Consider the following 24,640-nt stretch of genomic DNA (forward strand, 5'->3'; position numbering starts at 1 on the left):
GCTTTGCAATTGAGGAATAAATGTAGCCGGGATTTATACAACAATCAGTGATTTAATATAGAGCCCCTCGCACAAATGCGAGGGGCTTTTGTTGTGTGCCGGGCATGTATATCAGCTCTAGGGTGAAAGTCCCGAATACGTGTTACAGTGCATAGTATTAGCCAAGGGCAAGGGTGTCCATCGCGAGGTGGAATCTGAAAGAAGCCGGCGGCAAACGTTCGAGCCTACGAACAGAAATTGCATACAAGGCGGGCTGACATGGGTGATGTTGCAACACAAACAGAAACCCTACACTGTGCAGACTGTCAGAACGTAAATGCAGAGGCTACATGAACGGAAAGCGGATATACTTACCCCGGGAGGTCTGCAGGCGATTCTTCGCTTAGAGCAGAAGTCAGCCGAAGCCGTAGTAGGAAGGAAACGAGCCATCTCCCCGTAAAGGGCAAAGACGGAAGACTCACAGCCAAACCGAAGGGCCGAATGTTAGAATGGCGAAAATGAACAAGACGTTTATGATTGAGGCGATTACAATAGAAGAACATTAGAAAACTACCTGTGTGAGGATAAGCCGGAAGCTAAAAGTAAAACACAGGAGGAGTTGAGCCTCATCATGCAACCAATGGGAATAACGCTGGGATGATTTTTTTAAGTAATAGTATGCTGGAAGAAATATTAGATATCCGCAATGTACAAAAAGCCTTTAAGCAGGTAACTGCCAATAAAGGGGCTGGAGGTATAGATGGTATGCAGACCGATGAACTTCGCGACTACCTGAATACCAACTGGCAAACACTGCGTACTAGTATTTTAGAAGGCACGTACCGCCCCCAGGCAGTGAAGAAAGTAGAAATAGACAAGGAAAACGGAGGCGGTAAAGGATGTTGGGAATACCTACAGTAATCGACAGGCTAATTACGCAGTCAATAGCCCAGTGGTTGAGTCCGCAGTATGAAGCGGAGTTCTCCAATTATAGCTATGGGTTTAGAGAGAATCGCAGTGCTCATCAGGCAGTGTATCAGGCTCAAACCAGCCTGAACGACGGCAATGAATGGGTAGTAGAGCTGGACCTGGAGAAGTTTTTCGATCGGGTGAACCACGACCGGTTAATGTCGGCGCTGGCCCAAAAGATAACGGACAAGCGGACACTGAAGCTACTGCGAGCGTACCTGAACTGCGGAATAATGGAGAATGGAGTAGTGATAGAACGCAAAGAAGGCACTCCTCAAGGTTCTCCGTTATCACCGCTGATGAGCAACATTGTTTTAAATGAACTGGACAAAGAGTTAGAGGCAAGAGGCCACCGGTATGTACGATATGCAGATGACTGTAGCATCTATGTGAAAAGTGAAAAGTCAGCGGCTCGAGTGCTGACTACAATCACAGAGTTCATAGAAAAGAAGCTAAAGTTAAAAGTAAACCGCACAAAAAGTAAAGTCAGCCGCCCCAATGACAGTACGCTACTGGGTTTTTCTTTTTACCGAAGCGAAAAGGGCTGGCAAATACGTATTGCGCCCAAATCGCTGAGAAAGATTAAAGAAAAGATGAAAGAGCGAACTCAGCGTAAATCCCCGGTAAAGTGGAAGACAAGATAAAGAAGATGGAGGCGACAATCGTTGGTTGGGTGAACTACTTTAGGATAGCCAAAGCCAAAAGCAGAATGGAGGAACTGGACAGATGGGTAAGAACGCGTCTAAGGATGGGAATATGGAAACAATGGAAAAGACCAAAAACGCGGTGGATTAACCTGAAAAGGCTGGGAATCAATCCTGGGAAAGCCTATGAGTGGTCAAATAGCCGTAGGGGCTATTGCCGCATTGCACACAGTCCAATATTGACAAGGGCATTAAATAATGAATACTTTGTCAGGCATGGATACGTAGGGTTCGCAAACTACTATTACTGGAAAACAACTCACCAAACTAAGTTATTCTGACAAACCGCCGTATACCGGTCGGTACGTACGGTGGTGTGAGAGGTCTGTGAGGGAATTAATCCCTCACAACCTACTCGATTATCTCCATAATTCGTGTATATGATCTACGTAATCAGCGATTCTAATCCACGACTCCATATGCGAAATCCATTAAAATCCATTAATCTGCGATAAAAAATGGCCCCGCTCTTACGAACGGGGCCGCTTCATAGAAATATTAAATCCTAACAGGAATTCATATCCTGTATTTTCGATGATACATTTTAAACGTTAAATAATAAACTACATAGCCATTAGATACAAACAGCTAAAGCCCCTCGGTTTACATTCCGTCCAAAACCTGCTTTTCATTCCGCTGCTTGTGTTCCTTTTTAGTGCCCGGCGCCTGGCTCTCCAAAGCACTTTACGGATCACAGCGGCAAAACAAAAATCAGTGGCAATAGCCCTCAGCCGGTAGCCATCAAACAAACTGCTAATGACAAGACCTTAAGGCTAACTGCTAAAACCTAACCGCCTGTAGCTGGTACCTAAAACCTGACTGCTAACAGCTAATGCTTAACCGCTAACAGCTATTCCAAACGCCTCAATTCGTGTTGCACAACACTCCTCATACATCAACCGTGCTTAGGGGCCCCGTCCACACAGTCGATCAGCTTCTTTATGTATACTCCGCCAAACCACTCAAAAGCGATCCAACGAAGCAAAAGTTCATAATCCGCGAAATCCATTTAATCCTTGCATCTGCGATTCAATCCGCGAAATCACTTTAATCCCTTAATCTGCGATTAAATCTGCGATTCTATCTGCGATTACAAACATACAACATCCACCTACCCGTTTCCAATACCCTATTGCCGGTTTATGTCGTTTCGGCTATAAATCGACGTCAATTACGTCGATTTATAGCGCTTTCGACATAAAATAGCCGAAACGACAAAAACACATTTGGAAATGGCCTGGCCAGTGTCGTACGTTTGCCCTGCAGTGTTACTGAAAAAGAAAAGAAAGGATAAGCATAAGGACCAGAAGCAAAGCACAGAAGACAACAGTAAAGAATTTACAAAGATCAGAGCAATCAATAATCAGTAATCAATAACCCTTCAGTATAGCTTCTCTATAGCTTCAGTATGCCTTCCCTATAGATAGAGTATGCTAATAGCACTAAACACAAAAACAGCCCATTTTTGCACCAAGTGGCAGGGAAGCTGGCGCCTCCCACCCAGGGCAACAGTGGATGTAGATAAGTTGCACCGCGGGCAACTGCTTTATAAAGTTCTTTGATCGGGTGGTCTTTTTGCACCGCACTGCTAGCTCACCGGGCTTTGCCGAAGGCGCCTTCCGTAAAGCCTCAAACGTTCAGCAGTATTCAGCGATGGAAAAACTGCCTGATCAGGGAACTTTGATTTGCAGGCAAACTTAGCCATTACCGGGGTCGGCCTTTGGGTCTGTCCGTTATGGAGCGCATAGTAGCCTTATGCCGTTTAGCCTTTAAAATCTTACGGCCATCGTAGCACTGAAATCAGTACGGCCGATGCCCGTTTCGTGTCCGCCATCAATGCGTACAGTGCCGCCCAGCTTATCCGTAAGCGGGAAATCTACCCGCAGGCAACCGCCATAGATCATGCGGGAGGCCGACAGGTAGGCCAGGTTGCTCGTGAGCATGTAATAGTGCGCCCGGTCGGTAGCCAGGTCCGGCCAGTAGCCCGTATGGTCAATGTTTTGTTGCTTTTGCACCTGTAGGACCAGGCTTATCGTGGTAGTACGAAAGCATCGGATGGCCGTGAGGTCAATGCCTGCCTGCCATTGACTATAAGATAATTCCCTGGTGGGTAGTACATATTGCTGACTACTATTGGTGTAGCCTGCTTCCAGGCCGCCATACCACCTAATGGAACCGGTTGTTTGGCCATAAACAGTTCGTGCCGTCAACCGTGTATAGTTGTGCCTATAACGCAATTCGTCGGCCAGTTTGTACAACCTGACCACATTGTTGGAATCCCTTGATTGTAAAATGAACTTACTTTCTATTCCTTCTCGTTTCTCCAGGCTGCCCTGTACCTGCGCCAGGAAATGCCCCTTACTGGTTTCGTTCAGGTAACCAACAGTGCCCATCACCTTTTGCTTACGGCTGGTGCTGAGCGCCTCAATGATCGAGGTTTTGAATTTTTCTATATTGAACTGCGAAAAGCCTGCGCGAACAAACCAGCCCTGGTATTGAAGCGGCGCCAATTGCACCCCAATACGATAGCCAAGCCCTTTATAAACCTGGTTGACTTTGCCCTGGCTTTCTGTACCCTTCAACAATTCATTGTACATGCCAAGACCTGCTTCCTGGTAAACCATCGGCGTACCCAGGGCGTTGAGGAACGACAGTAAATTATTCTGATTGTACTTGGTGCCATTAATGTCCAATGCCAAAGCGTACCGGCTATTGAGCCGGCGGGAAGCTGACAGTACGAGGTCGAGTGTGGAACTGGTATTTTTGGGCCGGGGGTCCCGGTCGCGATAAGTTTGTTCCCCCTATAGCCAGCCTGCAGGCCCAATTGGTATTGCCCAACTCCCTTGGCCAGTCCCGCCTGGAAGCCATAGCTTTCAGCTTTGAGGTCGCCGCCTACCGAGTCACTCGTTACATAAGGATAAACCAGTTGGTAATCCGAGGTTTCATTGAACCGTACCTTTTTAACTTGCGGTTGTGGTAGGTGGCATTGCCCCATAGAGTAGTAGTGCCATTTTGCCGGAGGTAGGTTTCTGAATGAAGCGTCAATACCCGTTGGCCGCTGCCTTCCTGCTGCAGGTAGCGATCCTGGTTATAATTACGGAAGGAAACCCCGAGTTGCGCATAGTTGTATTGCCGTTGCCACGCCCGCAAGGAAGGGCTGGCATAAATGCCATCCCGCAGCGAGGTAATAGGAGAAAGTTGCTCTTTCAACAACCCTGTTGAAAGAGAATCCTGGGCATCCGCTGTACGCATGCCCAGGATCAGTAAGAGTAAGGATATGTTATTTTGCCAACGCATTTATCAGGGCATTAAAGAGGGTTTTACCTCTGGCTCGAAATCTACAGTTGAATTGTTGTTGTCTTTCAGGATCACACGGCCATCCGGATTGGTAGACAATTCCTTGCGCCTTACCGCTTTGTTGTAGCGCGTAGCGTCCGAATCTACCTTGCCGCAATAACTCCAGCCCATATCCAGTGAGGGCGCCACCAGGATCCACTCAAAGATCGATGCTACAGAAAGATTAACAGCATCCATAACCCAGCTATTCGAGATCTTGTATCCGGTGAGCGTGGTCGTATTGCCTGCTGTATTGAGATAGGAATACTGATAAGTATTTTGTGTTTTATATCCATCTACCGTCATGTCGGCGGGCATACGTGCAATTACATACGTCTTAAACCCCCGGTTGTGCATGGTCATGGCAGAAGTAACGTTGATCAGGTCAGTTACCTGCGGATTGTCGACATTGATAGAAGGCAACAGCGTCAGTTCAAAGTCCGATTTGCTAAGGTCCATTGAGTTCGCGTTGATAGCTTTATGGTTGATCGCATTATTGGCGATCACCAGTTGTTTGCCGGGATATACAGGATAGTCTTTGCCAGTGCCGGGGATCATGACGATGGATCCGGCAGAGAATGTTTCGGCCATGATATCGGGCGAATATTGGCGTTTGGTAGTGGTTAAGAAAGCGGCCTCCGCAATGAGTAAGCGGTCAGCATACAGCGTGTCGGCCGAGTTGTTGTACAGGATGAAATATTTATCACCATTGTAGGCCTTGCCTTCCGGGGTAACCGTACCGGTGAAGAATATCTCTTTGAATACAAACTTGGCCGTAGCATTGTACAGGAAGAGGGGCAACGTGATCGTGGTATTATCGCCTGTTACTGCTACGTCTTTTTGTACCCGCGTACTTTGCTGCTTTGTTCCGTTCCATCCGTGTATTTGATATCCCCTTCGAGCGTCACTTCATACGATCCTTGTGGCAACGTAATGGTGTAAGGACCAGCACCGGTGAGGGTAGGTGTAGTAGTAATATTGGTGTTCACTTCCCGGAAACTAACCACCAGGTTGGAGGTAGTGGCGCCTTGCAGGTTGGCAGGAGTGGTAAGTGTTAAGCTTACGGTGGATGTTTTTACGGAATGGTCGCTTTTTTACAGCCAATGCCCGCCATCAGTAATCCTGCGGCGAGAAACGATACAAGTAATTTGGATAGTTGCATATACCTATAGATTAAAATTTAAAGTTTAGTTCCATACCGAAATAAGGGCTGCTGAAGCTGGGCCTTGTATACCTTACTCCATTGTTCGTATAGTCCGGCGTATAGGTAAACAGCCTGTTCACAAACATGGAAATGGCAGCTACTTTCCTGAATTCTTTGGTTATTTTAATATTGCCCTGCAGGTCGATGGGGATCGTCCATTTGTAAAAGTCAGCAGGGGTATACACCCTGTCGAAGAATTTCAGAATGGGGTCGTCCTGGCTGGCCTTGGTATAGGGATAAACATTCCCATTGATATCCTTATAGCTGGTGGGCAGGGATGCAGCGACAGCATTTTGCCGGCTGAGGAACCATATATTTTGCAGGGAGGTGGATATGATGAGGCCCAGTTTGGGCAAGTAGCTATCAATAATGAGGTTGGTGTTGAGTTGTTGACGCAGGTAGTTATACTGGGCATCCTCTGCATAGGTAGCCACAAATTGCCCCACATATTGTTCGGCCACCTGTAGATTGGAAAGCGTTTTGTAGGTAGGCATGCTATTCGTATACGTAGTATTGAACCAGGCGCCATTAACCGTAAACCGCGTATTGATGCCTTTAATCCGTTTGGAAGTAAACTGGTATTCAATACCCTCTTTGATGATCCGGCTTCCATTGGAGGGTATACTATAAGGAAAATAGCGGTTGCCGGAGGTATAGGAGAAATCGCTGGTTTGTGGAGGAGCCGTCAGGTTGGCCGCATCGACAGACTTACTATCATATTTTTATAAGCCAGCGTCTGGTAATGACCGATATCCCTGAAACCGGTGGTCATTCGTTCCTTAAAGTAGGTGATGGAAAAACGGTTACCGGCCCATTCTATATCACTGTTGACCTCCCATTTGTAATTGATGGCTGGGGCCAGGTCGAAGTTGCGGCGATCAATTATATACGTTACTGCATTCGCCTTGCGGTAAGCGGGGTTGTTGTGGTAAAAGTTAAGCTGAACTATATCTTCGTATTGGTCATTGGGATATAGCTGATCCAGGGTGGGCATCTTCGTATGCACACCATATCCGCCACCCAGTGTTATGATCATCGTTCTGTTGGCAACCATCGTGCGTGGTAGCTGCCACCTGACGTTGATACGGGGATCAATGTAGGGTTTGTTGGCAATCGTATAACGGCTGTTCATGCCCGGCAGACTCATGGCCCGGATACCTGCAGCCGTTGTCACCGGGTGATTCCCAACATGGAAAGTGAACATGTCTTCCGCAAACAAGGCCTGGTTGAGCATACCGGGAATGTTGTTAAAGGCGCGTGGACGTACCGGAATGCCATCGGGATTGGGTGGAAAATTGAGGTCATAAACTTGTCCATCACCCAGGTTCCTGCTATACCTGGTTTCCAATCCTATCTTGGCTTCATGCCTGATCCCTGCCGTATGGAATTCCACCTTGGTCAGCGCTTTGAAAAAGACATTGAGCGGTTGGTCATCTACCCGCAGTTGAGAAGCATAACCCCCACCCATATAACTCAAATCATGATCGCCAGCCGTGATAGCATTGAAGCGGATGCCAGCCGATTTGGGTTGTACCCATTTGGTTTGATCCAGCGGTGAGTTGGTATAACTGATGCTGCCCGTGAGTTCCCAATATTTTATGCCTCCTCCTGCTTTAGTGATATTCCTTTTGAGACTGGTGCTAAAACCATAGTTGTTGTTGCGGCTTACGTATTTGTCAATAGGTGCAAACCCATTATCGGGATCAACACGTTCATTGTCAATATTGCCAGCATAATCCAGGCTGATACTCCATTTCTGTTCACGTCTGCTATTGTTCCAGCTTTTTCCAGGCGCAGACTGCCATTTATTCGCTTATACGTTTCAAAATTATTCGTCGGCTCATCCTTCGCGTCGAGGAAACCGAAGTCAACATTCAGCGTAATATTTTTAGACGGAATATAGAAGCCTTTTGCCCAGCGAAAACAGTTTGCTGAAGCCATCACTTTTGATACGGGCGGTATAAGGAGTTGCGCCTTTTTGCGCGTGATCTGGATCAGCCCGCTGGTCAGGTCGCCGTATTCCACAGAAGGAATGCCCCGCACGATTTCTACTTTTTCTATCTGGTCAGTGGAGAGCGTGCGCATGTCCACCCCTTTGTTGACCGCATTGCGTGAATCGTTGGGACTGCTTAGCGAATAGTTGGCCGTACTTTGCAGGTTGGCGCTGGTATTAATGGGATTGCCATCGATCAGGAAGGAGGTGCCCAATGAAGTGATATCATACCGGCTGGCATCGACGCCCACTTCACGTAGCCTGATCTGGTTCATGCCGGTGAGGTTAGGGTCTTTGGCCCTGCCCCCGGCAGCAGTTCCAGCAGGTCCGTAAAACTGGAGGGCTGCAGGTGCTGCATCGCTTTGCGGTCGATAACAGAAGCGCTGGTCATACCCCTGGATTCGGAAGCCGTAATGTATACTTCAGACAGTACAGTAGCCACTTTTTCAATGACCATATCAATATGTTCGTCTTTGCGAAGATGAACGATCCTGGTATTGGTCGTATAGAACTGACTCAGGATATTAACACGGTAAACACCCGTGGGAAGATGGCGAAAAGAGAAACCGCCGGTAGTATCACTGATGATCTTGTACCTGATGCCATCTCTTTGTGCTTGCACCAGAACAGCCTTGGCGCTGTACAGCCCATTGGCTTCATGCAACCGGCCGGAAAGGGATGCGCTGGATTGTTGCGCTACTGCAGCTACCGCGCAGAGCAGCAATACAGTCAGCACAATACCTGTTTTGTTTAGGGGGCTAGTCTTCATAGCAAACGAACACAACCGGGTGGGGCACGGCTGCATACCAAATACCTTTTTGTCCTTTAACCAAATTGATTCCGGCCGCGAAGGTGAGATCTAATCCTTCCTTTGGGTATGCGAAGACGGAAAAACCATTTACGAAAAACGGAAAATGGACACTTAGGTAGCTGTGTTTGAATGTTTTTGCAGGTTGTTGGTGTTGTAGTGCCTGATTCATTATTGTTGGTTGCATAAAACAAAAATGATTGGCCCGGCATGAAGTAGGGTGATGTATTGACACCCACCAGATCCACCCTGCCGCGCTGTTGTGCCGGGCTGCAGGGTGACTCACCTTTGTCCAAAGGAGGTCGTCCAACCCGCTTCGACAGTTTCCTGGCACCAGCCAATCAGGTGCGAACAGGATTTATCGCAAGAACTGGGTTGTTGATTGGAATAAAAATCTGTAATATGCACACTGTTCAGAATAAAATTCTGTTTTATTTGCATTGTACCGATAAAATGTCTGTATATTTAGATCCTTAAAAGTATAGCCATGCAAAGTATAGCCATTCCTGCGGCTGCCCCTCCACGGGCAGCCGTCACTACCCGTATTGAGTCCATCGACCTCTTGCGGGGCCTTATCATGGTCATTATGGCCCTGGATCACGTGCGTGATTATTTTCATGCCGATGCCCTCGTCAATGACCCGCTTGATCTTACCAAAACCAATATCGTCCTTTTCTTCACCCGCTGGATCACCCATTATTGCGCCCCCGTATTCATGTTCCTATCCGGTATTTCTGCCTTCCTAAGCGGTCAACGCAAGTCTAAAAGAATTGTCCGCCTTCCTGCTTAAAAGAGGCGTATGGCTTATTGTGCTGGAGCTAACCGTCGTACATTGGGCCTGGTATTTCAATTTTGTAGGACGTGGAATAGATCTTACCGTGATCTGGGCACTGGGGTTTTCTATGATCTTACTGGCAGCTTTGATCCATTTACCGCGATGGGCGCTGCTGACCCTAAGCTTGCTAATGGTAGGAGGTCATAATTTGCTGGATGGTATCCGTGTATCAGGTGATACCTGGCAAAACTTTGGTTGGGCCCTGCTGCATGAACAACATCCTTTCTTCTACAATGGTTTTATGGTGCTGGTCGGCTATCCCATCATTCCCTGGGTGGGCGTAATGGCCCTGGGCTACTGTCTGGGAACACTCTACACGAAAAATTATCCGGCAGCACAAAGGCGCAAATGGTTAATGATACTTGGTTTTCATCGATCGCCTTGTTTATCCTGATCCGGGCCATCAATGTATATGGTGACCCACATCCCTGGAGTACACAATCTTCACCCCTGCTTACCTTCCTGTCATTCCTGAAGATCAATAAATATCCTCCTTCCTTATTGTATCTCCTGGTAACCATCGGGCCGGCATTACTTTTTCTGGCCTGGACAGAAAGAAAGCCCGGTTGGCTGGGACAAAAACTAACGGTTTTCGGAAGGGTACCACTCTTTTATTATATCCTGCATCTATACCTGGCCCACCTGCTGGCCATGTTTGCTACCACCTTCAGCGGTCACCCTTGGCGTGATATGGTGCTGGATTATGCACTATGGACAGGCCGGTCCTCAGCTCAATTGGAGGGATATGGCTTTTCACTGGGAGTTACCTACCTGGTATGGGGCCTGGTCGTCGTATTACTGTATCCACTTTGTAAGTGGTACGACCGGTACAAAACTTACCATAAAGAGCATTGGTGGCTAAGTTATTTGTAAACCGACCGGATGGTTACAGTGGTTGTATCATAAGCGAACACCGGCATGCTGTAAGTGTTGTGTAAGTGACTGATCTTTAGCTTAATGGCGATAGGCATTCTCTTTGGTATATTTCGTGAACCCATGTTGTTCACTGAAATAAAATGATATGTTCTTACACTATCTGCGCATTGCCTTTCGGAATATGTCGAAGCAAAAGATGTACACAGCTATCAAGATCGGTGGGTTTGCCATTGGTATTGGGGCTTGTTTGCTGATCGGCTTGTTGATCAGGCATGAGCTGAATTATGATACAGAATACGCCAATGGTCCGCAAATTTTCCGGGCCATTGTTGGTTATATGGAAAAGGGCAAAGAAGAAAAAGCCCCAGTATGCCGGCCCCTTTTGCCAAGGCCATGAAAAATGATTTCCCCGAGGTCGAAAAAGCTGGCCGGCTAATGCCCAGTAACCTCTTTGATGGGGCAGGTAGTAACCAACTTCGGAGAAATGATGATCCGAACAATACGTACGAAGAAGGTTTTGCTTATGCCGACCAGGAATTGTTGGATATTCTTCAATTGCCAATGGTATATGGTAACCGCTCATCGGCGTTGGCGGAACCCAATATCATGGTGATCACCCGGCGCAAAGCCGATAAATTCTTTCCCCGTCAGGACCCGGTAGGCAAGATCATGTTTTTAAACAATGATCAAAAACGGCCCTATAAAATTGGCGGCGTATTGGAAAACTGGCCCACCACCTCACATCTGCAGTATGATTATTTACTTACCCTCACGGGAGTGTCTTTATGGGATGGCGAGCAAAATAACTGGATGGCCAGCAATTACAGCACTTATCTGCAACTGAAGCCCGGTACGGATATAAAAGCATTTGAAAAGAAGGGGAATGCCGGCATTATTCAAAAGTATTATTTGACCGCCATGAATACGGCCGGCAAGGTAAATGCGGCGGAACAACTGAGCAAACTGCGGTTGTACATGCAGCCCATCCGGGATATTCATTTGAAGTCGTATGATATGTGGGATTGGGAGCCGCGCGGGGATATCCGTTTTGTGTGGATGTATGCAGCCATTGCCTGTTTTATTCTACTGATAGCCTGTATCAATTTTTTAAATCTCTCCACCGCCAGAAGCGCCAATAGGGCTAAAGAGGTGGGCTTGCGTAAAGTGATCGGTTCACAACGCAGTGGCCTTATTAAACAATTCCTGGTTGAGTCGATCTTATACAGTTGTTGTGCATTTGTAATTGGTTTAATACTGGCCTGGACTGGTTTGCCCTTCTTTAATAAAATGGCGGGTAAGGCCTTGAGTGCGCCGCTTACAGAGTGGTGGATGATCCCACTGTTTATTGCTGCAGCCTTGTTCATTGGCATCCTGGCCGGCTTGTATCCTTCTTTTTATTTATCCGCCTTTAAGCCCATCCAGGTATTGAAAGGACAGTTAAGCCGTGGAAGTAAAAATTCAGGCCTGCGCAGTACCCTGGTGGTTTTCCAGTTTACAACTTCTATTATTCTGCTCATTGGCACGCTCATCATTTACCGGCAAATGCAGTATGTCCTCAATAGCAAGATTGGTTTTGAAAAAGACCAGGTGGTAATGATACAAGGTACCAATACACTAGGCAGGCAAACAGATGTGCTTAAAACCGAGCTATTGAAATTGCCGCAGGGAAAAAATGTAACCGTAAGTGGTTACCTGCCCGTAGCAGGCACCAAGCGGGATGGAAATTCCTTTTGGAAAGAAGGGAAAACCAGGGAGGAAGCTTTTGTAGGAGGACAGAAATGGTATGTCGATGATAGTTATATCCCTGCATTGGGCATGAAACTGGTGGCGGGCAGAAATTTTTCGAGCCAGCTGCCTACCGATACACAAACCGCCATTATCAACCAGGCCATGGCCAAAGCCATTGGTTATCCCAACCCGGTTGGGAAAATGATCACCAATGGTTGGCAGCACCTCACCGTGATAGGGATCGTGGAAGATTTCAACTTTGAAACCATGAAGCAAAAGGTGGAGCCGCTTTGTTTAACACTGGGACGCAGCAATGATATCGTGTCGGTGAAAATTAAGGCAGGGGAGGTGAAGCAGGCATTGGCTGCAATTGGCGGTATTTGGAAAGGTTTTGCACCCAATCAACCCATCCGGTTTACCTTCCTGGATGAAAGCTTTTCCAATATGTATGCCGACCTGCAACGTACGGGCCTCATCTTTACCTGTTTTGCTGTATTGGCCATTATAGTGGCCTGCCTGGGTTTATTTGCCCTGGCAGCTTTCATGGCCGAACAACGTAATAAAGAAATTAGTATCCGCAAAGTGTTGGGCGCTTCCATTTCGGGCTTGTTCATGCTGCTGGTCAATAATTTCCTAAAGCTCATCCTGATCTCCCTGGTCATTGCTGTGCCACTGGGCTGGTTCCTGATGCAGAAATGGCTGGAAGATTATACCTATCGTATCAGCATTACCTGGGATGTATTTGTGATGGCGGGACTGGCAATATTGCTGATAGCCATCATTACAGTATGTTTCCAGGCAGTAAAAGCCGCGCTGGCCAATCCAATTAAGAGTTTGCGCAGCGAATAAAAATTTTGTTTTGTTTACTATTTAGTACAGCCCTGGAGCTTTTGCCCGGGGCTTTTTATGGGCCTATCTGAATAGGTTATTGTATTGAACTCCGGGAGTATTATATTACGGCCTGAATTCAATTTCACCAATTGCTGTACCATCAAATTGAATTAATAAGGATATGAAATATACCATTTTTGTTCTAGGATTACTCCTGTCGAATGTATCCTGGTCGCAAACGCCCAAGTACATCTTTAAAGCCTGGGGGAAGACCCGATCAATGTAAAAGATATTAAGTTTTGGACCACTAACAACCTGCAGGAGTATGTGGGTAGTTATCATTTCGGGGAATCGGAATCGGAGTGGTCGTTGATCGTCATGAAAGTCGATACGCGCCTGATCATGCAAAGCTTTGCTGGTCATTGGGGCGAAACGAAGGAGGGTGAGCAAACCTGGGTAAGGGATATCGATACCTATGATACGGTGGAGTTGAAGAATGGGCGATTCAAGGCGGGGGCGCTGCAAGGCATTTTTACGATTTACCTAGAGCCGGGACAAAAGCCCCAACAAGCATTGATACTTACCAACCAGAAAGATAATTTATATACGCCAGGTGATACGGCCGAAATGGGTTTTAAGGATCCTACGAGATTGGATGAACTTGTGGATGGGAAATACCCGCAACTGTCGTATAAGCTGATGGAGGATGCCTGGTTCAAATTGAAAAGTAAGGAGGAGTTGCAGTTGATGCGCAATGAGATCTTTGCCCGTTATGGCATGCGTTTCGTAAAGGGTGGTAAAATAGATATGTATTTCAGGAAGCAGGATTGGTACCGGCCTGGATTGGATAACGTAATGCATTTACTGAATGAGATCGAACGGAAAAATATTGCCAAAATACAACGGTTTGAAAAAGAATGAGGGCGTTTACCCAATGTCTCTAGGTATAATTACATGTTTTACATAGCGTCAGGTGATTTGGGTGATGTTATCTGCGGAAATGACCTTTCGTAGAATGGTTGTCCCAACTTCCGCAAAGAATTCGTACCTTATTAACATAAACCATTTGCCATGAAATATCTGCTTTGGTGCCTCTTACTGGTGGCGCAGCAGGGATTGGCCCAAGACCCTGAATCTTCGATTAGCGATGACCAAATCTCCAACGCTTCCGGCAATCCCTACTTGTTCAAAGACTGGGTGGATGGGGTCGTGTTTTTTAAAAGCGGCCGGGTCGTAAAGCAATTCAAACTGCGCTTTGATTGTGCCCGTAACCGTTTGATGCTTCAATTTGAAGGCAATGCCTTTGCTGCAGAAAGCCAGGTAAAAGAATTTGTGTTGTACACCCCTCCCGTAAGAATAAAGACTCCTTACTTTTCCGGAAAGGGTATCCTCCTATTGATAAATATACCCCCGATACCTATTACCAGGTGCTGGTAGGAGGTAAGGCCGTTTTACTAAAACTGGTTACAAAAGTGCTGGTCGAAGAAAAACAAATGGTCAGTACCAACAATCACAGCCGGCTGGAAGATGAGGAATATTATTACCTGCTGCAGGATGGGGTCATGACCAACCTGCCCAAAGACAAAGAAGAACTGCTGAAAAAATTGCCTGCACATCCCGGACAACTGAAGGAATTTGTTGCACAGCAATCATTCCGGATGGACAAAGCTGAAGATTTTGTTAAGATCATTACGCGCTACAATGAGCTGCTGCAATAGACATTGAAAATACCGCCAGGCTATCTTGCAACAGCCCGGCAGCATCTTCAAAAAGATTGGGCATACAATGCCCCCGGTACCTGATCAAATCCTTTGACTTCAACAGCCAAAGGCTCTTTTTACGGATAAAAACGGGTTGCAGAGATAAAAAGGAGAGGGTATGGATAAAAACTCTATAAATGACGGTGTAAAGGCGGGGAGGGTTGCATAGGGAAGGTGATAGACAATGCAATAGCTGAACGGGACAGGCGCCATGTTCGTGAAGGGTAGTTATCCTGTCCCGGGTACAATATTAGCAAAAATTAAACCAAATCCTTATAAAGATTTTATACGGAGTTTTTTCCAGCGAACTTTAATACCGCCGCCATCATGGATCTGCAGGGCAATGAATCCATCAGCCCCCGCAATTTTATCATCCTTGAAATAGACCATTTGGTGGCCATTAAGCCAGGTGGTTACCTCTCCAGCCACTACTTTTATCCGCAATTCATTCCATTCGCCGGGTTTTAACCATTGCTCATCTTCTTTTTTGGGCTGAATCAGCCAGCCACGGCCATAAGATTCATAAATACCCCCCGTGTGGCTGTTAAGAGGGGCTACTTCCACCTGCCAGCCGCTGATCTTTACCCCTTCAATAGATGAACGGAAAAATACGCCGCTATTGCCATTGGCCTCCTGCTTGAATTGAGAGTGAGCTCAAAATTCTTGTATTTGCTATTGGTAGAAAGATACCCGTATTGTTTGTCGGGGCCACTTTCACAAACCAGCTCGCCCTTGTCAACGTACCATTTTTCAGTGCCATGGATCGTCCAGCCGGTGAGGTCCTTGCCATTAAAAAGACGCTTGGTTTTCTGGGCAAGCGTAACAACAGGGGTAACAAAAAGGAAGAGGTACAATAAATATTTCACTGTATACAGATTTATTGGGGAAGATACCATTTTTACTTCAACTCTTTCTTATCTTACTGATACAATCGTTTCAACATGTCCCGCTTTTTTGTTGACCCGCAGATTGCCAAAGCCAAAACACTGCACACAGATTTTTATGTGGACCCGGCAGTATATGAAAAGACCAAAACAACAATCTTTGCACCTTCCTGGCAATTCATTGGCGATGCAGGTGTAGTACATGAACCGGGCCAATGCCATCCCTTTACCTTATTGGAAAATTACCTCCATGAGCCCCTGGTACTCACCAAAGACAAAGAAAATAAGCTGCACTGCCTTAGCAATGTATGCACACACCGGGGCACCATTGTAGTGCATGAACCTTGTAAAGTAGCCCAGCTGCGTTGCCGCTATCATGGGCGTTTGTTTAAATTGGATGGGCGATTTCATTCCATGCCCGAATTCAAGGAAGTAGAAAACTTTCCTACCGCCGATGACGACCTTAGCCAGCTGCCACTATTTCAATGGGGGCCCTGGTTATTTGCTTCCCTGCAACAAGGTTCAGCCATGCAGCCCTACCTGCAGGATATGATGAACCGGGTCGCCTGGCTGCCCGTACAGGATTTCGTGTATCAACCACAACTCTCCAAAGATTATATTGTTCAGGCCCATTGGGCCTTGTACTGTGAAAATTACCTCGAAGGGTTTCATATTCCTTTTGTACATGCAGGACTCAATGCCGTAATCGACTTTGGCAACTATACCACCGAACTTTTTACCTATTCCAACCTGCAACTGGGCATTGCAAAAGAGGATGAAGATTGTTTTGAGCTGCCTGAAAGTTCGCCCGACTATGGCAAAAAAGTAGCAGCCTATTATTTCTTTGTATTTCCCAATATGATGTTCAATTTCTATCCCTGGGGACTTAGCATCAATATAGTGCAGCCTTTATCACTTCATCAATGTAAAGTATCCTTTCTTACTTATGTATGGAAGGAAGATAAATTCAATACCGGGGCAGGGGCCGACCTGGACACAGTAGAAAGGGAAGATGAAGAAGTGGTAGAGGCCGTACAGAAAGGCGTGCGTTCACGCTTTTACCAACATGGCAGGTATTCAGTAACGCGGGAGCAGGGTACACATCATTTTCATCGCATAATTGCTTCATTTATGGATTCTGAAGCATGAAGCATTCAGCAGATAGTATACCGGGGCAGCGTTCACTTGGCTATTGGACAGCTACAGCCATTATTGTAGGCAGTATCATTGGGTCAGGCGTCTTTATGAAGCCTGCCGCCATGGCGGCGCAACTGGCCTCCCCTTATGGCTGGCCATTACCTGGATTCTTGCTGGTATTTTCTCTTTATTTGGAGCACTCATCTATGCCGAAGTAGGAGCTATGTTTCCGCAAACAGGAGGCTTGTATGTATTCTTCCGGCACATGTATGGCGACTTTGTAGCCTTCTTGTATGGATGGGCTGGTTTTGCCGTGATCAATTCGGCCTCAGTTGCAGCTATCGCTTTCGTGTGCGCGCAATATGCAGATTACTTTCTTCAGTTACCCCATTTACCCCTGCCTGTTGAACAAGCCTGGCTAGTACATATTCCCGGATTGGGTTCCTTATACCCCTTACAAAATATTGGAGTAAAATTAGTAGCCATCCTGCTGGTAGCGGCACTTTCCCTGGTCAACTACCGCAGCGTAAAGGCCAGTGGTAAACTACAGGTTATTTCCACCCTGATCAAAGTGGGCGTGATCGGACTGCTGATCTTTGGTGTTTTTATCAGGTAATGGGTCAGTAGCCCACTTTGTACAACCTTCAGCCCAACCCAAAATGAACTGGGAACTGGTGGGCGGTTTGGTAGCCGCCCTAACCGGGGCATTCATGGCCTATGATGGTTGGATCAATGTCACATTTGTAGGCGGGGAGATCAAACAGCCAGGTAAAAATATCCCGCGCAGTTTGGTAACCGGCTTGTTTATCTGTATTGGCGTATACCTATTGGTAAATCAGGCTTACCTGTATGTATTACCGGTCGATCAAATGGCCGGTTCATCATTGGTGGCTGCCGATGCAATTGCCATTGCGTTGGGTAAAACCAGCAGTGCTATTGTAGCAGCCCTCATTGTGATCTGTACCTTCGGCGCTATTAATGGCAATACCATGGCAGTATCGCGGGTTACCTATGCCATGGGAAAAGACGGATTGTTCTTTGCATGGACAGGTAAAAAGCACCCGCGTTTTCATACCCCGGGAAATGCGCTGTTGTTGCATGGAGTATGGTCATCAGTACTCATCATGAGTGGTTCTTTCGATATGCTGGCCGATATGTTCACCTTCACAGCCTGGGTAGCTTACTTGTTTGGCGCCATTGGGATATTCGTACTACGCAAAAAAATGCCCCATCATCCACGGCCTTATAAAGCCTGGGGATACCCCGTTGTGCCCTTACTCTTTATCGCCTTTGCTGCTTTCTATGTAGTAAGTACCGTATGGAATGATATCGCGCGGTACAGGGCAGCAGAGGTGCCGGTAGTAAACTCCTTACTGGGGCTGGCCATTATAGCCCCCGGCGTGCCGTTGTATTTGTATTTTAAGCGTCAATTGAAAGACGTGAAAGGAGAGACGTGAGACGCGAGACGTGAGAAGTGAAACGTGAAAATGCTTTCCGCTAATCGACGATGAGCGAAATAATCAATGATCTGTATTCAAACTCTTGTCAGTTCTTCTATTAAACTGCTATAAGCAGGATATGCTGCCGACAGTAATTCCCGATCAGCTAGTTCAAAATCGGCAAAATCAAACCCAGGCGAAACAGTACAACCTACCAGGGAATAAGCGCCGCCCTGCTGCACGCGGGAGGCAAACCAGTTGCCAGCCTTTATGGTACATTGAAATTGTTGCCCTTGCTCCGGGTCATTGCCCAACAGGTGCTGGGTAAGGGTACCATTGTTTTCCAATTCATACACGATCAAGGGATCACCGTAGTAAAATGCCATCCTTCATCACTTTTGATGCGGTGAAAGGCGGAAAACTGGTTGTCTTTGAGCAGGAAATAAATGCTGGTGCTGCTATTGCGGGACGCTCCAAAAGTAGCGGGCAGGGCCGATGGCGGCAACTGCAAAGGAGAACGGTATACTTCGCGGAATGCACCACCTTCAATATGTTCAGTGAGTTGCAAATGCTGGATCCAGTACTCGGCTGTCGAACGCATGGGTTATGGTTCTATACGTACTTTAACAGGTTTGGTGCCATAATACCAGGCATTGAGCGAATCTTTGAGGCGTATCGTATCAGCCGGTGTGGCGGCTAAAATAACGCTGATATTAAAGGTAATGGAATCAGTTGTTTCCAGTTTAATGTCCTTGTTCAAAGGCAATAGGAAAGCATGCCGTTTAAGCGCCCTGGCTTTTTTGTAGTGGTTTCAAAAATGAATTTATAACTGCCTGCCGGCGCGCCGGCTGTAGAAGGCGCTGCAATGGAATCAACTGGCTTTTTAGCCGTGGTGTCGGGTACTACCACCTGGGTATCGACTGGTACCTGAGTAGGGGTGGTGAGTTCCTTGCCATCATTGTTGTTGTATAACACATAACCTCCCCATACAATTACAGCCAGGGCAATCATGACCAGCGTACCCACCAACAATCTTTTGCGGCGAACATTATGAGCTTCTATACGGCTATAACTTTCGTCGAAAGCCGATTTCTTTTAGATGCCTTGGGGGCGACTGCCTTTCTCTTTCTACCTCTTTGGGCTCATTCACGATCTCCATGCGTTCCAGGCTTGGTTCACCGGCAATGAATTCATAAATACCCAACTTATTCTTGTGGAGCGTGCCAATCCCCTCAATATGGAAAGGCTTGCCAATATTGAGCAGGAGCTTACCATCCGCCAGGTAGGATTCCAGGTCCGATTCTGCCAATGGCTTGATCTTGCCCGTATGCGCACGGATAAAATCGATCAGCGTTTCATCCGCTTTGGCAATGGGCTGCTGTTTGAACTGTACATATTTGAGGAATTCACGGAAATTCTTATCATTCTGGTCGGGCACCGTTACAGCTGCATCGAGACTAAAAGAACCAATCGATGGCAGGTTCAATTGCTTGTGCTGATAAAAGTACTGGGCTAAAAGGATAGCTAATTTCAAGGTATTGCTGATTTCGCACAAGTTAATCATAAATTATTGGTATGCAAGTAATATGCAGCCAGGTATGCTATTTTTGCAAGACCTTTGTAGTAGGAAATCCCTTTTTATACCATGTTTAAATTCCTTATATGCTGAATGATCGGGAAAAACAGTTTATCCAATATTGGGAGGCCAACCGCCTGAGGGACCAAAAATGGCAAACACAATTGCTGGCGGGCATCCCAATGGGACTTATCTTTTCCCTGCCTGTACTGGCCATTATTTTTACGGGTAAGCTATGGTACAAAAGAGCCGATATGGCCATGAATACCATGATGAATCCCTATGTTTTGATCATTGCAGTATTTGTAATTACAGTTTTTGTTTCTATCTTTTACAAGCGGCATCAATGGGACCAGAAAGAGCAGTACTACCGGCAATTGAAAGCCCGGCAGGAACTGGAGGAGAAAGAGGCAAAAGCCTAAGTGCAGCTATCATCCTGGTACCGCTGTCTTTTAACAAACTCATCACTGCAAAAAACAATTATGCGGAAAATCGCCTTGTGCCTGTTTTGTGTAGCATGCCTGATGGCTAATTGTTTTAAAGATAAGAATGACTGCGTACCACGCGATATTACAGCGCCTGCCCCAGAGCAGATGACATTGGCCGACTACCTGACTTCCTATGGCATCAGCGCTACCAAACACTCCAGCGGCCTCTATTACCAGGTAATACAAGAAGGTACAGGTATCAGTCCCGCTATTTGTTCCTCCATTAAAGTAGGGTTTACCGGCAAGCTCACCAATGGAACTGAGGTAGAGCGGGATGACCATACAGTACTTAGCCTGAAATTAATGCTCGAAGGCTGGCGTATTACCCTGCCAATGATCAAGGTGGGGGAAAAATAAGGATCTGGCTGCCACCCTCCCTCGCATATGGCAAGGACGGTAAAAAAGTGGGTAGTACGGAAGTTGTACCCCCAATTCGATCATGATCTACGAAATCTCCTTATACGAAGTACTATAGGAAAACCTATTGCCTATTTAATTTACCTTTGCAGCAAACAATAATTCCTTGCCACACGAAGCTATTTCTGTATTCGACATGTTCAAAATAGGGTGGGCCCCTCCAGCTCTCATACACTTGGTCCCTGGAGAGCTGCTCAACGTTTTTTACAATCCCTGGAAGATAAAGGCCAACTGTTCCAGGTAGAGGCTGTACGCGTATTACTCTATGGCTCCCTGGCCAAAACAGGCAAAGGCCATGGTACAGATATCGCTGTACAATTGGGCCTCAGTGGCGATGATCCCGTAACCTTCGATGTACACCTGATCGACTCTAAAACGGAAGCCATCAGGACCATGAAAAAACTGCTGCTCCATGGCAAGCATGAAATAGATTTCGACCCGGCAGAGGACATTGATTTCCTCATGACAGAATCCTTACCCTATCACCCCAATGCACTGACCTTCCTGGCTGCTTTTCATAATGGTGATTCAGTAGCCGAAACCTGGTATTCCGTAGGAGGGGATTTGTTAAGAGAGAAGAAGAGGATGCGGCAACCGGTACTGCTGCTGTGCAATTACCTTTTCCCGTTGATAAAGCAGATGATCTGTTGCATTGGTGCCGTAAGACAGGCCTAAGCATCAGCGAAGTGGTGATGGAAAATGAGAATAGCTGGCGGTCCGAACAAGATACACGCATGGGAATGCTGCAAATCTGGCGGGTAATGAAAGAATGTATTTTCCGCGGCTGCAATACACAAGGAGTATTGCCCGGTGGCTTGCAGGTTAAACGCCGGGCCGCCGATCTCAATAAAAAACTATTGGAAGGAAGACCCTATACCAATTATGATTCCTGGCTGCAGGCTATCCGGGATGGAGGCCATCATTTTAAATATACACTCGACTGGGTGAGTTGCTTTGCCCTGGCAGTCAATGAAGAAAATGCCTCTTTTGGGCGCGTGGTTACAGCCCCTACCAATGGCGCCGCAGGGGTAATACCTGCTGTATTACAATACTTTGTGGCTTTTTGCGACGGCTATAAGGAAGATAAAATACTCCAGTTCATGCTCACTGCAGCCGAAATAGGAAGCATCTTCAAGAAAGGGGCTACCATTTCCGCTGCCATGGGTGGCTGCCAGGCCGAAATAGGGGTCTCTTCTGCCATGGCTGCTGCCGGTCTAACGGAAGTCATGGGAGGTACACAAAGACAGGCCTTAATGGCTGCCGAAATAGCCATGGAGCACCACCTGGGACTTACCTGCGACCCCATCGGTGGACTGGTACAGATACCCTGTATTGAACGCAATACCATGGGAGCTATCAAAGCCATTACAGCCTCCCAGCTCGCACTCCAAAGCACCCCCGATTTTGCCAAAGTATCGCTCGACAATGTGATCAAAACGATGTGGGATACAGCCAAAGACATGAGCTTTAAATACAAGGAAACAGCCGAAGGCGGCCTGGCCGTTCATATACCCATTAGTTTGCCCGAATGTTAAAGGGGTGACCGGCAGCGTTACCGATGGCAATGTGTTATTTCTGTACATTTAGGCTACTAATAAATGCGCCTTATGACCGGAGAACGCGATTTCAATACCATCAGTCCTTCTGCCGGTGCTTTACTCATGATGAAGGCCCTTACCGATATTCCTTTTGCCCGGGATACAGCCGCCATGGTAGGCGATCTGGAAGCCTTCACCAAATCCGCCCGTGAAAAACGTTCCCGCGTATTGATGGGACGTATCATCCATTTTGAGAACCGGTACAAAACCATTGATCTGGCGCTTTCAGACATCAACCCGCAAGGAATACTGGAACTCTCTTCTGGCTTTTCCTGCCGTAGCCTGGATACCGTACTTCATAAGGCCGTTACCTATGTAGATACAGACCTGCCCGCATTCATTCCCCAAAAAAGGACCTGGTAAACAAGCTGATTGCCACAAAACACCTGGCCCCCAAAGGCAGGTTACTTATAGTGCCCCTCAATGCACTGGATGAAGAACAGTTTAACCAGGTCGTGGCCCTATTGCCACCCGGACCCGTTACCATTGTGAATGAAGGCTTACTGATGTACCTGAATTGGGACGAAAAAAACAGCTCTGTGCCATGCTGCACCGCTTATTGAAAGAGCGGGGTGGTTATTGGGTTACCGGTGATGTATACATCAAAAGATATGACCCGCTTGCTCGAGCAGCCGCAGGAGCAGTTTGATGAACAACTCACCAGGTTCCTCGAAGAACACCGGATAGAAGAGAATAAGTTTGATAGCTATGAAGCCGCACACGATTTCTTCCGGGATTGCCGGTTTGCGGTCAAACGGCGCATTGATATTGATTTTACAGCCTTGAGCTCACTTAGGCTCATTACCCGTATTATCGAAGAAGATAAAGTACGGGAATGGATGCAGGGACGCGAAACCTGGGTGCTGGAGCCGCTGGGCGATTAATTAATTCAGCAATGGATTTACTTCGATCTCCTTAATATCGATCTCCGTATAATCCCTTAATTCATGGTACAGCGTATCCCGCTCTACAGGCTGGCGTTTTACCTGTTTGATCAGCGTCACCAGTTGGGCAGTGCTCATGGCCGGCGTTTGCTCTTCTGAACCAGCCATAGAGTAGATCTTCGTTGAATCGTCAATAGTACCATCAATATCATTCACACCAAACGACAGCGTGAGTTGGGCACTCTGGCGGCCCAGCATGGGCCAATAGGCCTTGAGATGCGGGAAATTATCCATGTACAGGCGGGCAATGGCATACATCCGCATGTCTTCAATAATGCCCGACTCCGACACATTACTCATCTCATTTTGCTTGTTGCGGAATTTGAGCGGAATGAAAGTATTAAAGCCGCCTGTTTTATCCTGTAATTGTCTTAGCCTTTCCATATGGTCTACACGATGCCAGTATTGCTCAATATGCCCATAGAGCATCGTAGCATTCGTATGCATACCCAGGTTATGGGCTGCTTCATGTATCCGGAGCCATCCATCGGCATCTACTTTATCGTCACAGATCTGCTGGCGTATTTCGGGGTGGAAGATCTCGGCGCCGCCGCCGGGTAAAGAGTCCAGCCCCGCTTCATGTAAATAGGCCATTCCTTCTTCGGGTGTTTTCTTCGCCTTGCGGAACATATAATCCAGTTCAACCGGGGTAAAACCTTTGATGTGCAATTCAGGACGGTGAGCCTTGATCTTGCGCAGCAGGTCGGCAAAGAATTCGAGGGTCAGTTTGGGGTGTACACCACCCACAATATGTACCTCAGTAACCGGTTTCCCATCGTACCCTTTTACAATATTGAGCATTTGTTCAGTGGTCAGTTCCCAACCTTCCTCTCGATGGGCATAGAGGCGGGAATAAGAACAGAATTTACAGGCAAATACACAAACATTGGTAGGCTCTATATGGAAATTGCGGTTGAAATAAGTCTTATTACCATGCAGGCGTTCACGTACAAAGTTGGCCAGGGCGCCAACAAAGGGGGCATTGGCTTTTTCAAACAGCGTTACGCCATCCTCAGGCGTAATGCGTTCCTTGTTCAGTACCTTATTGGCGATGGTGCGGAGCGCCGCATCGGGTTCAGCGGCAATGATCTGCTGGATGGAAATACTCATGATGGGCAAAGTTACATCAGTGTT

Annotated in this window: 31 protein-coding genes and 3 pseudogenes; 21 read left to right on the forward strand and 13 right to left on the reverse strand. The window is 47.0% G+C overall.

The annotated features are described in order from the left end of the window. The first annotated feature begins 636 nt into the window (after positions 1–636). The 3 genes from RS881_RS19000 to RS881_RS19010 are packed head-to-tail and all read left to right on the forward strand — an operon-like array spanning position 637 to position 1,933. Entirely contained in the window at positions 637–900 is a 264-nt protein-coding gene (locus RS881_RS19000) for a hypothetical protein (RefSeq protein WP_315822505.1), read from the forward strand. Continuing rightward, positions 879–1,592, forward strand: coding sequence for a reverse transcriptase domain-containing protein (locus RS881_RS19005; protein WP_315822506.1), 714 nt, complete (start codon positions 879–881; stop codon positions 1,590–1,592). The genes RS881_RS19000 and RS881_RS19005 overlap by 22 nt, the downstream gene beginning before the upstream one ends. Then, positions 1,577–1,933, forward strand: a complete 357-nt coding sequence (locus RS881_RS19010) for a group II intron maturase-specific domain-containing protein (protein ID WP_315816028.1) — start codon at positions 1,577–1,579, stop codon at positions 1,931–1,933. The genes RS881_RS19005 and RS881_RS19010 overlap by 16 nt, the downstream gene beginning before the upstream one ends. Positions 1,934–3,421: 1,488 nt before the next feature. Here the strand turns inward: RS881_RS19010 and RS881_RS59655 are convergent. The 7 genes and pseudogenes from RS881_RS59655 to RS881_RS19050 form a co-directional block, all read right to left on the reverse strand. Next, a pseudogene (locus RS881_RS59655) lies at positions 3,422–4,949 on the reverse strand (DUF6850 family outer membrane beta-barrel protein). A 3-nt stretch (positions 4,950–4,952) separates the two neighbouring features. Further along, a complete protein-coding gene (locus RS881_RS19025; RefSeq protein WP_315822509.1) occupies positions 4,953–5,789 on the reverse strand; it encodes a DUF4876 domain-containing protein in 837 nt (278 codons plus the stop codon). Between the two features lie 29 nt (positions 5,790–5,818). Next, complete coding sequence (locus RS881_RS19030; protein ID WP_315822510.1) at positions 5,819–5,995, reverse strand: hypothetical protein; 177 nt, start codon at positions 5,993–5,995, stop codon at positions 5,819–5,821. Between the two features lie 166 nt (positions 5,996–6,161). Further along, positions 6,162–6,686: a hypothetical protein gene (locus RS881_RS19035; protein WP_315822511.1), complete on the reverse strand. Its 525-nt coding sequence runs from the start codon at positions 6,684–6,686 to the stop codon at positions 6,162–6,164. Positions 6,687–6,877: 191 nt separating this feature from the next. Continuing rightward, the gene (locus RS881_RS19040) at positions 6,878–7,660 is read right to left on the reverse strand and encodes a TonB-dependent receptor domain-containing protein (protein WP_315822512.1); all 783 of its coding nucleotides are present in this window, start codon (positions 7,658–7,660) and stop codon (positions 6,878–6,880) included. 197 nt (positions 7,661–7,857) lie between these two features. After that, entirely contained in the window at positions 7,858–8,460 is a 603-nt protein-coding gene (locus tag RS881_RS19045) for a TonB-dependent receptor (protein ID WP_315822513.1), read from the reverse strand. Next, on the reverse strand, positions 8,457–8,921 hold the full coding sequence (locus RS881_RS19050) for a carboxypeptidase-like regulatory domain-containing protein (protein ID WP_315822514.1): 465 nt from the start codon (positions 8,919–8,921) through the stop codon (positions 8,457–8,459). The genes RS881_RS19045 and RS881_RS19050 overlap by 4 nt, the downstream gene beginning before the upstream one ends. A 559-nt stretch (positions 8,922–9,480) precedes the next feature. On the opposite strand from RS881_RS19050, the gene RS881_RS19055 reads away from it, so the two are divergent. From RS881_RS19055 to RS881_RS19090, 8 genes are all read left to right on the forward strand, one after another. Next, positions 9,481–9,783, forward strand: coding sequence for an acetyltransferase domain-containing protein (locus RS881_RS19055; RefSeq protein WP_315822515.1), 303 nt, complete (start codon positions 9,481–9,483; stop codon positions 9,781–9,783). Beyond that, complete coding sequence (locus RS881_RS19060) at positions 9,764–10,222, forward strand: acetyltransferase domain-containing protein (protein WP_315822516.1); 459 nt, start codon at positions 9,764–9,766, stop codon at positions 10,220–10,222. The genes RS881_RS19055 and RS881_RS19060 overlap by 20 nt, the downstream gene beginning before the upstream one ends. Next, positions 10,177–10,701: an acetyltransferase domain-containing protein gene (locus RS881_RS19065; protein ID WP_315822517.1), complete on the forward strand. Its 525-nt coding sequence runs from the start codon at positions 10,177–10,179 to the stop codon at positions 10,699–10,701. Before RS881_RS19060 ends, RS881_RS19065 begins: the two co-directional genes overlap by 46 nt. Positions 10,702–10,849: 148 nt before the next feature. Further along, entirely contained in the window at positions 10,850–11,101 is a 252-nt protein-coding gene (locus RS881_RS19070) for an ABC transporter permease (RefSeq protein WP_315822518.1), read from the forward strand. After that, positions 11,074–13,281, forward strand: a complete 2,208-nt coding sequence (locus RS881_RS19075) for an ABC transporter permease (RefSeq protein ID WP_315822519.1) — start codon at positions 11,074–11,076, stop codon at positions 13,279–13,281. Before RS881_RS19070 ends, RS881_RS19075 begins: the two co-directional genes overlap by 28 nt. Positions 13,282–13,590: 309 nt before the next feature. Further along, a complete protein-coding gene (locus RS881_RS19080) occupies positions 13,591–14,184 on the forward strand; it encodes a YARHG domain-containing protein (protein WP_315822520.1) in 594 nt (197 codons plus the stop codon). A gap of 150 nt (positions 14,185–14,334) precedes the next feature. Continuing rightward, positions 14,335–14,700 carry a hypothetical protein gene (locus RS881_RS19085; RefSeq protein ID WP_315822521.1) on the forward strand — a complete coding sequence of 122 codons (366 nt, stop codon included), beginning with the start codon at positions 14,335–14,337 and terminating at the stop codon, positions 14,698–14,700. Further along, positions 14,691–14,981 (forward strand): hypothetical protein, encoded by a 291-nt coding sequence (locus tag RS881_RS19090; RefSeq protein WP_315822522.1) that lies wholly within the window; start codon positions 14,691–14,693, stop codon positions 14,979–14,981. Before RS881_RS19085 ends, RS881_RS19090 begins: the two co-directional genes overlap by 10 nt. Positions 14,982–15,296: 315 nt before the next feature. On the opposite strand, the pseudogene RS881_RS59660 reads toward RS881_RS19090, so the two are convergent. Then, positions 15,297–15,919: pseudogene (locus RS881_RS59660) on the reverse strand (3-keto-alpha-glucoside-1,2-lyase-like domain-containing protein). Positions 15,920–15,964: 45 nt separating this feature from the next. Here RS881_RS59660 and RS881_RS19105 point away from each other — a divergent pair. From RS881_RS19105 to RS881_RS59670, 3 genes are read left to right on the forward strand one after another with little or no spacing between them, the layout of a single operon-like run. After that, positions 15,965–17,056: an aromatic ring-hydroxylating oxygenase subunit alpha gene (locus tag RS881_RS19105; protein WP_315822524.1), complete on the forward strand. Its 1,092-nt coding sequence runs from the start codon at positions 15,965–15,967 to the stop codon at positions 17,054–17,056. A gap of 43 nt (positions 17,057–17,099) precedes the next feature. After that, complete coding sequence (locus tag RS881_RS59665) at positions 17,100–17,660, forward strand: APC family permease (RefSeq protein ID WP_350340140.1); 561 nt, start codon at positions 17,100–17,102, stop codon at positions 17,658–17,660. 43 nt (positions 17,661–17,703) lie between these two features. Further along, positions 17,704–18,501 carry an APC family permease gene (locus RS881_RS59670; protein WP_350340141.1) on the forward strand — a complete coding sequence of 266 codons (798 nt, stop codon included), beginning with the start codon at positions 17,704–17,706 and terminating at the stop codon, positions 18,499–18,501. Between the two features lie 77 nt (positions 18,502–18,578). Here the strand turns inward: RS881_RS59670 and RS881_RS59675 are convergent. The 4 genes and pseudogenes from RS881_RS59675 to RS881_RS19135 form a co-directional block, all read right to left on the reverse strand. After that, positions 18,579–19,084: pseudogene (locus RS881_RS59675) on the reverse strand (cupin domain-containing protein). A gap of 3 nt (positions 19,085–19,087) precedes the next feature. Continuing rightward, on the reverse strand, positions 19,088–19,243 hold the full coding sequence (locus RS881_RS19125) for a hypothetical protein (RefSeq protein ID WP_315822527.1): 156 nt from the start codon (positions 19,241–19,243) through the stop codon (positions 19,088–19,090). Beyond that, a complete protein-coding gene (locus RS881_RS19130) occupies positions 19,240–19,509 on the reverse strand; it encodes a hypothetical protein (protein WP_315822528.1) in 270 nt (89 codons plus the stop codon). Before RS881_RS19130 ends, RS881_RS19125 begins: the two co-directional genes overlap by 4 nt. Before the next feature lie 40 nt (positions 19,510–19,549). Further along, positions 19,550–20,017 (reverse strand): hypothetical protein, encoded by a 468-nt coding sequence (locus RS881_RS19135; RefSeq protein WP_315822529.1) that lies wholly within the window; start codon positions 20,015–20,017, stop codon positions 19,550–19,552. 128 nt (positions 20,018–20,145) lie between these two features. On the opposite strand from RS881_RS19135, the gene RS881_RS19140 reads away from it, so the two are divergent. From RS881_RS19140 to RS881_RS19170, 7 genes are all read left to right on the forward strand, one after another. Further along, on the forward strand, positions 20,146–20,481 hold the full coding sequence (locus RS881_RS19140; protein ID WP_315822530.1) for a hypothetical protein: 336 nt from the start codon (positions 20,146–20,148) through the stop codon (positions 20,479–20,481). Positions 20,482–20,541: 60 nt separating this feature from the next. Then, entirely contained in the window at positions 20,542–20,904 is a 363-nt protein-coding gene (locus RS881_RS19145) for an FKBP-type peptidyl-prolyl cis-trans isomerase (protein WP_315822531.1), read from the forward strand. Between the two features lie 210 nt (positions 20,905–21,114). Further along, complete coding sequence (locus RS881_RS19150; protein WP_315822532.1) at positions 21,115–21,639, forward strand: serine dehydratase beta chain; 525 nt, start codon at positions 21,115–21,117, stop codon at positions 21,637–21,639. Then, complete coding sequence (locus tag RS881_RS19155) at positions 21,573–22,499, forward strand: L-serine ammonia-lyase (RefSeq protein WP_315822533.1); 927 nt, start codon at positions 21,573–21,575, stop codon at positions 22,497–22,499. Before RS881_RS19150 ends, RS881_RS19155 begins: the two co-directional genes overlap by 67 nt. 72 nt (positions 22,500–22,571) lie before the next feature. Next, positions 22,572–22,925, forward strand: coding sequence for a hypothetical protein (locus RS881_RS19160; RefSeq protein ID WP_315822534.1), 354 nt, complete (start codon positions 22,572–22,574; stop codon positions 22,923–22,925). 50 nt (positions 22,926–22,975) lie between these two features. Beyond that, positions 22,976–23,125, forward strand: coding sequence for a hypothetical protein (locus tag RS881_RS19165; RefSeq protein ID WP_315822535.1), 150 nt, complete (start codon positions 22,976–22,978; stop codon positions 23,123–23,125). Between the two features lie 48 nt (positions 23,126–23,173). Further along, positions 23,174–23,446 (forward strand): hypothetical protein, encoded by a 273-nt coding sequence (locus RS881_RS19170; RefSeq protein WP_315822536.1) that lies wholly within the window; start codon positions 23,174–23,176, stop codon positions 23,444–23,446. Here RS881_RS19170 and mqnE read toward each other — a convergent pair whose 3' ends face one another. Further along, a complete protein-coding gene (gene mqnE / locus RS881_RS19175; RefSeq protein ID WP_315822537.1) occupies positions 23,447–24,616 on the reverse strand; it encodes an aminofutalosine synthase MqnE in 1,170 nt (389 codons plus the stop codon). Positions 24,617–24,640 lie beyond the last annotated feature (24 nt).

This window comes from Paraflavitalea speifideaquila, from assembly GCF_032395985.1.
Classification (GTDB): Bacteria; Bacteroidota; Bacteroidia; order Chitinophagales; family Chitinophagaceae; genus Paraflavitalea; species Paraflavitalea speifideaquila.